This window comes from Balneola sp. (genome assembly GCA_002694685.1).
Lineage (GTDB): Bacteria > Bacteroidota > Rhodothermia > Balneolales > Balneolaceae > Gracilimonas.
This window is the reverse complement of record NZMW01000004.1, coordinates 601,983-614,302: the sequence shown is the minus strand read 5'-3', so window position 1 is coordinate 614,302 and position 12,320 is coordinate 601,983. Positions and strand designations below refer to the sequence as shown.

The following is a 12,320-nucleotide window of genomic DNA, read 5'->3' as shown; positions in this document are numbered from 1 at the left end:
GTATTGGTCAGAATTCGGGAGATCTTTGAAACACAAATTAAAGGAACATCGGTATTTATAAATTTAGTACAGTATAATTTTCCCTTCTATAGTTTGTATAACTAACAATCAATTATCACAGCCGATTTAAGAAATGAAGTATGCTTGTTTTTAAGTATACAAGACACTGTGCCTGTGAAACAACACTTATATATTTATTATTATGGAATACGGTAAAGTAAAATGGTTCGATGCACAAAAAGGATTCGGCTTTATTCAGCCTGACAATGGCGAAAAAGACGTTTTTGTACACCGAAACAACATTGAGAACCTCGGATTTAACGAAGGTATCAATGACGGAGAAGAAGTTGAATTTTCTATCGAGGAAACTGACAAAGGCCTAAGCGCTACTGAAGTTTATATTCTCGAATAATCAACTTTTTTGATTTTTAAAGTCCCGTGCTTTTTAAGTACGGGACTTTTTTTATGCCTTTCTGTTTTTCTTGACTCCTCCCTTTGAATCTGCTACACTTTTCTAAACACCAATAAGGGAGACTTCTATGATTCTTTACAAAAAACGTCGCCACTACAAATATACCCTGGTCGATTCCTTTTCACGGAAGATTGAAATCGAACCTGATCAAAAACTAGGTAATGATTTTCTTTATCTGGATGAAAATGGAATCCTGTTTATCTCTAAAGGTTATTCCTGGGATGGGCCAAGCGGACCTACCATTGACACTAAAAACTTTATGCAGGGTTCACTGGTGCATGATGCTCTCTATCAACTGATGAGAGAAAAGTACCTGGATTTGAAATACAGAGAATATGCTGATGAGCTTCTCCGGACCATGTGTATTGAAGATAGCATGAGCAAACTAAGAGCTCGATTTGTGTATTGGGGCGTGCGCATTTTTGGGAAGTCTTCTGCCATACCTGATACTCAAGAAGCTCCGTAAATAAAAACCCCGAACCTCTTTACAGAAGCCGTGGTCTACTATTCAATCAAAAAAAATTAAGCAGATTGAAACACAATTTTCTCCGGTTGAAAAGCTTCATCTAGCGGAGTATCCACAATATGATTGGTGTAATTGCTGATGGTTTTCAGAGTGGTGATGAGGTTAATTTCCAACATATTTTGTTTGATATAACCTGCATCAATAAATGACTGAATATCATCATAAGAAACATGCCCTTGTTTTTCTACTACAGTGCGAGCATAGGTAACCAATGCATTCAGTTTAGCATCTGGCAATGTTTTACCATTTCGAACAGCATTTACAATAGATTCATCTGTTTTTAATTGGTTTTTCAAAATAGTAAAATGAATAGCTGAACAGTAATGGCATTCATTTTCGATACTCACTGCTAATTTGACCAATTGTTGCTGTTGACCGAAAATTTGGAGTTAGTCGGGCTTGGGTGTCTAAGGTTTTGAGTTAGTAGTATTTGCTCAATATGCTACAATCAGTCCTCAGCCGTAGAGTTATACTCCTCATCCGTCACCGGCTCTAACCATTTTGTAGAACCATGTTCACTACTTGAAATAGCAAGCTGTACGAACTCATTATCAGGACTAGCCCCGTGCCAATGTGGTAAATTAGGTGGACACTTAACAGAATCTCCTTTTCTAAGAATCTTCTTTGGGCTTCCTTTTTCCTGATAATACCCTACACCATCCGTAACTAAAATAATCTGACCAGCTGGATGGGAATGCCAATTTGTTCTTGCTCCCGGTTCAAATGTAACATTGCCAACGTATGTTTGATTAAGGCTGTCAGGCGGAATCAAGAAACTCACCCATGCCGTACCGGTAAAATTGTCACTTTCTAATTTCTCACCTTTTGGAAAGATAGTTTCCGATTTCAATGTTTTATTTTCAGTTTGTGCTACAACCTGAGAAGTAAGCAGAAGAGAGAAACATATCGAAAGTATGGAAGCGTAAGTTTTGAAGGTAGTCATGGTTATTTAATAGTTTTACCTAATTTAGATTACTTAATTCGAGACTAATCATCTCCGCCTGAAAACAAACGCGTAAAGGACAAGGAGGCTAATTTCCAGTCTTCATTTTGCTTGACATAGACTTCGGTTACTTCAAAAGGATTTGTAACTTCATTTCCGCCGACTTCAGCCAAAAGAGTAATTCTATTCAAAAGAATTGCGGTATCATCAATGATATTTACGGAAACCTCATGAATATCTGCTTTTTTATACCAGATCCCTCCGCCCTCTATAATATTGAGTTCTCTTTCTTTTCCCCATGATCCCCCCATGTGTATAAATACAGACTTGTCGTGGAATAGGTCATCAAGCTTTTCTACATCTTTATCTGCCATCCACGTCCATTTATCACCAGAGAGTTCGATAATCTCCTGATTTAAAGATGTTTCCTGAGCTGTTGTAAGCTGAACGTTTACGATTATTAAAAGTAGGCTGAGTATGATTGTCTTCATATTGTTAACTTTTTTTAGTTTTTGGTTCAGGGTGGTCATTTTTCAATACTATGAATGTCGCGCACGCTGCTAAATGTAAGATCAAGCAACTTCCAGTCACTCTCATATTTCTTGTAAATCTCAGTAACCGTGAATTCATTGGAGACCTCATGTCCCCGAACTACAGCAAGTAGTGTAATGCGGTTCCAAAGGATGGCTGTCTCGTCAAAGACCTCAACTACCACATCATGAACTTCTGCATTTTTGTACCAAATACTCCCGGTTTCAATGATTTCGAGTTCCCTGTCTTTATTCCAGGTTCCACTCATATGTACGAATTTCGATTTCTCGTGAAATAAAGAATCAAGCTTGTTCACGTTTTTATCTGCCATCCAAGTCCATTTTTGTTCTGAGAGATCGGCAATCTCCTGTACGGTAGTTGCACTTTGTGCGTATACCAATTGAGTAGCCGACATGATTAAAAACAATATCAAAGAGGATGCTTGAAATGTCTTATTTATAGCTTTTGGTTTGATCATAATACCTGTTGTTTAATGGGTTATAAATTCGTGCCTGTAATTACGAAAGTGATTTTATGTAGGATAACAGAAGATCTACCTCTTCCTCTGTAAGTTGACTTTCGTAGTTAGGCATTACCGGCATATATCCTTCCACAACTTTAGCATTTGCATTCAGGATCGACTCTCGTATATATTCGTCATCTGCTGTTACTGTACTACCACCTTGAAGAGTCACTTCACTTCCGTAATAGTCATACAAAGCAGGTGCCGTAGAAGAGGTTCCGTCATCGGGGTTCACTGCATGACAAGTATGGCATGTCAACTGTTGAAAAAGTTCTTCACCGCTGAGTGATGAGTTCGCATTTGTATTTTCTGCGACGGCCTGACTTGTGTCTTCCTGGACCGAATCAGACGTTTCGGCTTCCGCTGTTTCTTTTCCGGTATAGACCACTCTCCATATTTTCCCTTTTTTAGAATCAGAAATGAATAATGCGCCATCTGGTCCTATCGCTAAACCCATAGGGCGATATTCTGCTGCTCCCCGGTCAGGAATGGGCTCAGTACCAGCAAATCCATCTGCAAAGGTCTCATAATCTCCGGTCGGAGTGCCTTCTTCAAAGGGAGTGAACGTGACTTTATACCCTTGTTGTGGTAATGGCGCACGATTCCATGAGCCATGAAAAGCAACAAAAGCGCCTCCCTGATAACGTTCTGGAAAATGCTCTCCGGCATAAAACAGAAGTCCGTTTGGAGCCCAATGTCCGGGAAAAGCGGCTACGGGATCAAGGAACTCAGAACAACGCCCAACCATCTGTCCATCACCACCGTACTCAGGTGCGAGAACTTTCTTTTCCTGTTGCCAGTCATAATAGCAATAGGGCCATCCGGCATCGGCACCCTCAGACAAACGATACATTTCCTCAGCGGGCAGCTCGGCATTCTCCTCCTCAGTATAGAGATCAGGCCAAAGCGTATTAAGCTGGTCACGACCATGTTGCATCACATAGAGTGCCTCTACTTCTGAGTTCCAGTCAAGTCCGACGACATTTCTGAGTCCGGTAGCATATCTGGCCTCCGGACTAAATGTTTGACCTGTTTCTTTGGCTGAAAATCGCCAAATACCGGCATGTTGTTCCAATTGTGGGCACGGATCAATTCCAGAAGAGCCGGGTGTGCGTGGATCTTGCTGGCAATTATTCGAAGGAGAACCTACGTTTACATACAGGTTCCCTTTGCCATCAAATTCAATAGATTTTGAAGCGTGTGCCCATTGGTCAGGGAAGCCACTTACAATAATTTCAGGCTCTCCTTCAGGAACGAGGGCACCATTTTGGGGCATTTCCCAACGATAGACCTCCTGCTTATTCGAAGCCCAGATATAACCATTGTGGATAGCCATTCCTGTTTCCCAAACTATTCCCTGACTCATTTCCGTCATATCACTGAAATACTCAATGATGTCGGCCTGAAAATCTCCAGTGGTATCCCGCAAGGTGATCACACCACCTTTTTCACTGCGTGTTTTCACATAGATATCACCATTATCAGCCACTGCCATATGGCGTGCAGGACCTATACTATCCACTACAACACTTGCACAGAATCCATCCGGAAGCGTGATGCCACCGTTGTCAGAATCACACACGATCTTTGCAGTCGGCTCATTGTCTTGGCTTGATTCAGCACATCCGGAAATTAGCAGAACCATGAAAAGAGATAACACAGACATAACTTGTGTTACCTTCTCAAAGTTGGGTAATCTTTTATTGGTATCCATAATGTTATTGGTTTTGAAGTTGATTTATCTTTTGATCAGTCAAGAGGAATGAAAGCAAGCGTATTTTGAGAAGTCATAGGAATGACCAGTTGATTCGCGTCTGAATCATAGCACATGGAAGCAGCACTTGGGATATTCTCAGCGATGAGCTCTACTGAACCATCTGCATCAATTCGGGAAACGCCTCCTTCAAATACACTGCTTATATACTTAGTCCCATCCTCCATGATTTCTATTCCGTCTCCTCTGCTTTGCACAGCTTGTTCAGTTTTTAATAGTTCCCCGTCTGGAGAAAAAGTCAGTACATTTGGATTGCCAAAATTGACTACCACTATATTCCCTTCTTGATCTATTGCTATACCATTAGGAACGTTTATTGGATTACCTACCACAAATTCTGAAATATCACCATCAGTAGAAATTTTCCAGACTTTCCATGTTTGTGGATCTGGGTTCTGGCCCAAATCACCAGATTGAGTGGTGTAAATAGTTCCATCCTCAGCTACTGCAATGTCATTGATCCAAGGAGAATCTTCGATTCTTATTTCTTCTAACGGCGCTCCTGTTTCTAAATCAAATCGGCGAATTACAGCAACCGTAGGATCATCCTGGTCTGCACCTCCATCACGATCGGCCAAATACAGAATACCATCGGCGATCGTACTACCCAGTGGGTCGTTGATTACAAGAGGTGGAGATAGGCTACTGCGCCTGTTGGAATTCTGTACACCTATCCATTTTGTGGTATGAACCGATCCGTCATGATTGATAAGTGAAATCCAGCCGTCATTGGGCTGTACATTTTGAGATTGACCACGATTTGGAACCACAATAAGTCCTCGATCAGCGTCATAGGTGCAGCTTTCAGCAGAATAAATAGCCCCATAGACTTTCACATTTGAAGAAATGGGCTGAAACTCACCGTTTGAATTCAGACCCAGTGGACTCCCAACGGGATATGAATCTGTTTGCTGTGCTTTTGCTGTTTGAACAGATATTCCAATGACCAATATGAGTGCAAAGGCAATCATATTGTATTTCAGATTAAACATTCGCGGTTTCCTTTCTTTCATAGCTATTTTATTAATGAGTTCATTGTTTGTTTTAGTTATTCATCTGAATCAAAATTTCTCTTCCGGTTTCTGCCTCAGCCTCACCAATATTTTCTTCAATGATGGAGAATAATTGTTCAAGCTGAGATTCTGACAGACCAAGATTCATACCTATTCTCATGTGACTTCCTAGCATTGGTTCTACCCCTCGAATACTGCTGAGTGCAGAGATTGTCACCAGTTCCCTCTCCAAATACGTTAATACATCTCGTTCAAACAAGTCGGTAAAAAGATGCTCTTTCAGGAACCGGTCAATGACAGGAGCAAAAGCGCCATAGCCTGATTCGGGATGCCCCCATTCTCTGCCGGTCAGTTCATACAGAGTTTCTACGCCACGCTCGTATTTACTTCTTTCATCGTTTATGGGGGTGGCTTCCGGACCCATTTCATCTTCTATTCCTTTAGCTTCCCGTTCATCCAATACATCCATAAAGGTGTTCAAGCCGCGGATGCTTCGAGGAAATCCTACATACGCATATAGATGAACAATGACTTCATTGATCTCATTTACAGTAAGATCCGCTTCTAAACCTTCCTTCAAAGCATCATTCAAATTTTCGAGATTTCCGGTAGCTGTATAAGCGGATATGAGTACAATAGCTTGTTGCTCCTCATTTAAGTTTTGAGTTTCATCTGCAATATTTTGAGCTTTTGTTTCACTCGATATTGTCCACAGTGAGATGGCCAAAAGGATCATTGCATGAATTGTAGCTTTTCTCATATTGACATAGATTTAATAGTAATCTTCATTCTTAATTTTCCTGTTTTTAGAACAAATCAATGTAGTATAATTCTTTAGGCTGCTCGTTATACCGATTACGGAATTACCAACCATTATTACTGATTGAATCCCCAGAGCTATTAATAAGGGATGAGAATGGCTACATTTGCATCAACAAAACAATATAAGATATGTCACAGTTATACAGGTTTAATACCGTCAGCGACTACAATGATTTTAACAATCATGATACTCCTCATCCTTTAGTGAATGTGATCGATTTCTCTAAAGCGGAAGTACGAACCGGTAAAAAAATGTACTTTGGGCTTTATTGCATCGTGCTGAAAGATGTGGAGTGTGGAAATCTTACGTATGGCCGAAACACGTACGACTATCAAAAGGGAACGCTGGTTTTTATATCACCGGGGCAGGTCATTGATGTGCAAAATAAGACCGAGCCATACCAGCCTATGGGCCACGGATTAGTTTTTCATCCAGATCTGATACATGGTACTTCTCTTGGAAAGAATCTAAGTGAATATAGCTTTTTCAGCTATAACACAAGTGAAGCCTTACACCTGTCTGAAAATGAAAGAAAGACCATATTAGACTGCTTTTCCAAGATTAATTTCGAGTTGCAGCAATCCATAGACAAGCATAGCAAGAGACTCATAGCTTCCAACATCGAACTCTTTCTGAATTACTGCGAACGGTTTTATGATCGCCAGTTCATTACAAGAGAAAATGCCAACCAGGGAATTTTAGAAAAGTTTGAAGACTTGTTAAATGACTACTTTGTTTCTGAGAAACCCCAAAGTATCGGCTTACCATCTGTTGCCTATTTTGCTGAAAACTGTCATTTGTCTGCCAACTATTTTGGAGATCTGATCAAAAAGGAAACCGGCAAATCGGCACAAGAGTACATCCAGCTGAAAGTGATCAATATTGCCAAAGAGCGGTTATTTGATCCTGACAAATCAATAAGTCAGATTGCTTATGAACTGGGTTTTAACTATCCCCAGCATTTCAGCCGGATGTTTAAAGAACAGGTAGGATCTTCTCCGAGCGAATATAGAAGAGTGAATTAAAAAGCCTGTCCCGTTTATGAGAATCAGGCTATTGCTACCCGGAAGTAGCAAACTTGCGAGTTTTGTTCTCCCTAAAATGGCCTCTTAGGGCAATTAAAAAAAGGCGCCCAATGGGCGCCTTTAATTTTCAAATTAATCTAACCTGTTTTAGTACTTAGCAGGCATTCCTTCTGCAGGAATTGATTCAAGAATGAATTCGCGAATATCTTCATTTGAAGTCACCAAGTCATCAGCACGGAGATACATCATATGTCCACTACGATATCCTTTAAATGACATACGATCTCTAAGTTTACCGCTTGGGTCCATATTCCACATAGTGTACTTGGCGTCGAAATAGTTGGTGCCTCCATCATAATAACCCGCTTGGATCATAACGTGTAAAAATGGGTTTTCAGCCATTGCCGTCCTTAAGTCTTCACCGGTGTTATCTCCACTTCGATCCCAAGGGCGCACGGGACCAAAAGTCCAATATTGTAAATCGGTATCATAACCCAGTTCAGATCGCAGATAGTGATTAATAGCGGGTGTGAAAGCATGGTTCCATGAACTCAGCGCAGGATCATAATCATAACGGTCTCCAGCATTTTCACGATCAATCCCTCGATAACGAGAATCAAGTCGACCTACGGTTAATTCTTGGTCACGAAGTAGCTCTTTCCAGAAAAATGATGATGAAATCCGAAGGTTATGATCAAGAATAACATCTTTATCAATGCCTGAATACTCTGCCACTTTGCTGGCAATCATATCCTTCTCAGCTTCACTGATAAAACCACCTTTCGCAAGGGCCGGTATGTATTCATTGATTGTGAATTCTTCAACTTCAGGTAGAATATCATCCAAATCCTTGTTCTGCAATTCGCTCCCTAATGCGTCGTGATACCAAGCGGTTGCTGCATAGTAAGGCAATGGAGTAGCATCTCCGACAGGTCCGTCACGCTCAACTCCCATTCCGGTCGGGGAAACTAAAATCACCCCATTAAGAAACATCCAGTGCGAAGACTGTAATCTGTTTGCCAATCCTGATACTCTCGTTGTACCATAGCTTTCTCCAATTAGATACTTGGGTGAAGGCCATCGATTCTGTCGAGATACAAAAGTATTAATCCAATCGGCCAGATAACTAACATCTGCATTCACACCAAAAAAGGTACTTCTGTCAACTTCCGGATCTAAAATCCTTGAAAAAGCTACGTTAACAGGATTCACAAAAATTATGTCGGCTACATCTATAATAGATTCAGGATTATCAGTGACTCCGTAGGGTTGAGTCGGAAACCCTTCACTGTCAATGTTCAGTTTTTTAGGTCCTGTATAACCAATATGCATCCAAACTGAAGCCGATCCCGGTCCTCCATTAAATGAAATAACTAAGGGCCGTCGGGATTTATCTTTCACATCAGAACGCTCATAATAGGTGTAAAATAAAGAAGCGATTGGTTTGCCGGAGTCATCCCAAACAGGTTGATTACCTATTGTAGTGGTATAAGGAACTTTTTTTCCTTTAACGGTTACCTGATGTTCTGTGGTTTTTTGCCAATCAACTTTTGAAGTTCGTTCATTAGATTCCTGAGCCATAACTAAACCCGGCATCAAAGAAATCAATAATAATAGTGCGCTAATCGTGATAGTATAGGTGTTTCGCATAATGTAATTTATTTCGTTTACTGGAAGGACAGTAGTTAGTGATTCTGGAGCTGAATTTCTTGTCAAATTCAGTAAATCTTTATTGTTTTTCATGAAGACCACGGTCCAAATTTTAGCATGAATGAAGTCATTTACGGCTGTATTAAATTAAGTATGCTTTATTTGGAGTTAATTATAATAAAGAAGATATTAATGGCGATGCAAATGTATGGTAAGAATCAGTATTAGTAACATTAGTTTAGTATTTGTTTCCCCTCTATAGTTTGTACAACTAACAATAAACAAGCAGCTGTTCTCAGTTTTGATTAATAAAATTAACCAACACTCTTCAGCTGCAATCAATACAACACAACACGATTATGGAATACGGTAAAATTAAATGGTTTGATGCTCAGAAAGGTTTCGGATTCATCGAACCAGAGAATGGTGGAAAGGATATCTTTGTACACCGCAACAACATTCAAAACCTTGGATTTGAAGAGGGGCTTGCTGATGGTGAGGAAGTAGAATATGACGTAGAAGAAACACCTAAAGGCCTTAGTGCTGTAGAAGTTTCTCGAGTTAGCTAATTTTAGCTAATCAAATTTAAAACCCGGTTCTGTTTACAGGCCGGGTTTTTTTGTACCTATGAATTTCATCTTATTATCATGTCCGATAAATCCTTCGACCTCATTCTTTTTGGCGCAACTGGCTTTACGGGTCAAAGAGCCGCCAAGTATTTAAACGATAATGCCCCAGATTCACTTAAATGGGGCATCGCAGCCAGAAACCCGAGCAAAGTTTCTCGGATTGCTGAAACGATAGCCCTACCCAAAGATCGTCAGTTTATCGTAGATACCACTATAAAAGAACAAGTTGAAACGGTAGTACAGCAGGCCAAGATTGTAATTACTACAGTTGGGCCATTCTCCTTGTACGGTGAAGAAATTATTGCCGCCTGTGCTAAGTTCGGAACTCACTATCTGGATATAACTGGTGAAGTAGGCTTCATAAGAAAAATGAAGGACCTATATGAAGAAGACGCAATAAAAAGCGGTGCTCTGCTTATCCCCTTTTCTGGTTTTGATTCTGTACCGGCCGATCTGGCTGCCTTACTTATTTCAGAGAAGTTCAGTGAGCCAAAAAAACTCAGCATTAAATCCTACTACTCTATAAGCGGTGGATTTAATGGTGGTACCATTGCCACTATGCTCAATAAGTTTGAAACTGGTGAGTACAAAGAAATGAGCGATCCCAGATTATTGATAAGCAATGGTTCTCAAAAAATTCATAAACCTGATCGCGCACAATTTTTCGGGTTTGATGCTGCTATCAAGAGATGGTCTGCCCCTTTTATCATGGGAGCCATCAATTCCAAAGTGGTCTATAAAAGTTCCGAAGATAATAGTTATGCAGAAAGTATTGCTTACAGCGAGCACTCCTCATTAGGAAAATGGTACAACCCTATTCCATTTTTCGTGGTTTCATTTATTGTATTAGCGATAGCCATTTTCGGACCAAAAGAATGGTTCAGAAGCTTATTGAAAAAAATCATGCCTGCCCCTGGTGAAGGTCCTTCTGAAGAACAAATTGAAAACGGTTATTTCAAATTATTAGCGATTGCAAAAGATGAGACTGATAAAACGGTATCACTTAAAATGTCATATCCTGGTGATCCCGGAAACAAAGCTACTGTGTTTTTCTTGTGTGAATCCGCTTTATGTTTGTTTGAATCTTTGGATACAATAAAGTTAGCTGGATTTAAAACTCCTGCAACCGCATTCGGCACTCAACTAGCTGATCGGCTTACTTCACGGGGCTTGAATATTAAAGTGTTAGAATGAATTATTTCCCGTCATTTTTACTTACTTTAAAGTGGCAATAAAAATCTAAATGGCAGGGGCTTTTTGTGAGTGTCGAGAAAGTTACATTTAACAACAAGATTGACAAGGAATTTAGCAAGACCGTTAAAACAAGGGTGAAGGAGTATTTCAAAGAAAATAATCTTTCCGAACACGCTAATGCTTCTATGGTTTTCAAAACCATAATTCTTCTTACTCTTTATTTTGGAGCCTATGCACTCCTCATATCCGGACAGTTTTCGCTTGGAATAATGTGGCTATTGTGCGTGGCTATGGGAGTTGGAATGGCTGGTATTGGCTTTTCTGTAGCCCATGATGCCCTACACGGTTCTTATTCTTCTAATAATAAGGTCAATTATGTATTAGGCCTTACTTTTGATTTGATGGGCGCTAACGGTTACATCTGGAAGATCACTCACAACATCATTCACCACACTTACACGAATATTCATGGCCACGATGAAGATCTCGAAGTGGCTGCCTTTATACGCCTTTCCCCTCATTCTGAGTATAAAGCCGTTCACCGCCTTCAGCATATTTTAGCATTCTTTGCCTACAGCTTTGCTACTTTTTTCTGGGTTTTCGTGAAAGACTACTGGTATTTCTTTAAAAGTCCATTAGGGCCTTACGAAAATAAAAACCACCCGCTCAAAGAATGGGTTACGCTGATTGTAACTAAAGTATTGTATTATGGTTACACCATTGTATTACCAATAATTCTTTTGGATATAACTTGGTATCACTGGCTAATAGGTTTTATGAGCCTTCACCTGACTGCAGGGTTTATTCTTGGGGTAATTTTCCAACTTGCTCACGTGGTTGAAGAGACTATGCATCCCGAACCCAATGAAGACAACGTTATTGAAAATCACTGGGCTATCCACGAGATGATTACCACTAATAACTTTGCAAGGGCTAACAAACCCCTCTCATGGTTTATCGGTGGACTGAATTATCAAATCGAACATCACCTTTTCCCAAAAGTCTGCAGTATTCACTATCCGGAAATCAGCCTGATTGTCGAAAAAACAGCAAAAGAATTCGGAATCCCCTACAATCACCATGAAACCTTTAGGGAAGCTGTTGCTTCTCACTACCGAACCCTAAAAAACTTCGGGGATCCTAACTTTACCTGGGAAGGCGCTAAACAGGCTTAAGTTCTAATATTACAAAGCCCTATTTTATAATAGCTTTTCCTA

13 protein-coding genes and 1 pseudogene are annotated in these 12,320 nt (G+C 40.2%); 6 read left to right on the top strand and 8 right to left on the bottom strand.

Features of this window, described 5'->3' with window-relative positions; genetic code table 11:
* Positions 1-202: 202 nt before the first annotated feature.
* The gene (locus tag CL667_08125; protein ID MAL17664.1) at positions 203-412 is read left to right on the top strand and encodes a cold-shock protein; all 210 of its coding nucleotides are present in this window, start codon (positions 203-205) and stop codon (positions 410-412) included.
* Between the two features lie 127 nt (positions 413-539).
* The gene (locus CL667_08120) at positions 540-938 is read left to right on the top strand and encodes a hypothetical protein (protein MAL17663.1); all 399 of its coding nucleotides are present in this window, start codon (positions 540-542) and stop codon (positions 936-938) included.
* A 56-nt stretch (positions 939-994) separates the two neighbouring features.
* Here the strand turns inward: CL667_08120 and CL667_08115 are convergent, their stop codons facing one another.
* The 7 genes and pseudogenes from CL667_08115 to CL667_08085 form a co-directional block, all read right to left on the bottom strand.
* Positions 995-1,381 carry a hypothetical protein gene (locus CL667_08115; protein ID MAL17662.1) on the bottom strand — a complete coding sequence of 129 codons (387 nt, stop codon included), beginning with the start codon at positions 1,379-1,381 and terminating at the stop codon, positions 995-997.
* A gap of 65 nt (positions 1,382-1,446) precedes the next feature.
* On the bottom strand, positions 1,447-1,941 hold the full coding sequence (locus CL667_08110) for a cupin (GenBank protein MAL17661.1): 495 nt from the start codon (positions 1,939-1,941) through the stop codon (positions 1,447-1,449).
* Between the two features lie 44 nt (positions 1,942-1,985).
* Positions 1,986-2,432, bottom strand: a complete 447-nt coding sequence (locus CL667_08105; GenBank protein MAL17660.1) for a DUF4440 domain-containing protein — start codon at positions 2,430-2,432, stop codon at positions 1,986-1,988.
* Positions 2,433-2,467: 35 nt separating this feature from the next.
* Positions 2,468-2,950 (bottom strand): DUF4440 domain-containing protein, encoded by a 483-nt coding sequence (locus CL667_08100; protein ID MAL17659.1) that lies wholly within the window; start codon positions 2,948-2,950, stop codon positions 2,468-2,470.
* 418 nt (positions 2,951-3,368) lie between these two features.
* Positions 3,369-4,661 (bottom strand): annotated as a pseudogene (locus CL667_08095) (sorbosone dehydrogenase).
* 83 nt (positions 4,662-4,744) lie between these two features.
* Positions 4,745-5,740 carry a gluconolaconase gene (locus CL667_08090; protein ID MAL17658.1) on the bottom strand — a complete coding sequence of 332 codons (996 nt, stop codon included), beginning with the start codon at positions 5,738-5,740 and terminating at the stop codon, positions 4,745-4,747.
* Between the two features lie 73 nt (positions 5,741-5,813).
* Entirely contained in the window at positions 5,814-6,542 is a 729-nt protein-coding gene (locus CL667_08085) for a carboxymuconolactone decarboxylase (protein ID MAL17657.1), read from the bottom strand.
* Positions 6,543-6,733: 191 nt separating this feature from the next.
* Here CL667_08085 and CL667_08080 point away from each other — a divergent pair, with 191 nt between their 5' ends.
* A complete protein-coding gene (locus CL667_08080; GenBank protein ID MAL17656.1) occupies positions 6,734-7,630 on the top strand; it encodes an AraC family transcriptional regulator in 897 nt (298 codons plus the stop codon).
* Positions 7,631-7,777: 147 nt separating this feature from the next.
* Here the strand turns inward: CL667_08080 and CL667_08075 are convergent, their stop codons facing one another.
* Positions 7,778-9,226 carry a carboxypeptidase gene (locus CL667_08075; GenBank protein ID MAL17655.1) on the bottom strand — a complete coding sequence of 483 codons (1,449 nt, stop codon included), beginning with the start codon at positions 9,224-9,226 and terminating at the stop codon, positions 7,778-7,780.
* Between the two features lie 413 nt (positions 9,227-9,639).
* On the opposite strand from CL667_08075, the gene CL667_08070 reads away from it, so the two are divergent.
* The 3 genes from CL667_08070 to CL667_08060 all read left to right on the top strand — a co-directional run bounded on the left by CL667_08070 (position 9,640) and on the right by CL667_08060 (position 12,278).
* Positions 9,640-9,849: a cold-shock protein gene (locus CL667_08070; GenBank protein MAL17654.1), complete on the top strand. Its 210-nt coding sequence runs from the start codon at positions 9,640-9,642 to the stop codon at positions 9,847-9,849.
* Positions 9,850-9,927: 78 nt separating this feature from the next.
* Complete coding sequence (locus tag CL667_08065; protein ID MAL17653.1) at positions 9,928-11,103, top strand: hypothetical protein; 1,176 nt, start codon at positions 9,928-9,930, stop codon at positions 11,101-11,103.
* Between the two features lie 65 nt (positions 11,104-11,168).
* Positions 11,169-12,278 (top strand): acyl-CoA desaturase, encoded by a 1,110-nt coding sequence (locus CL667_08060; GenBank protein ID MAL17652.1) that lies wholly within the window; start codon positions 11,169-11,171, stop codon positions 12,276-12,278.
* Positions 12,279-12,320 lie beyond the last annotated feature (42 nt).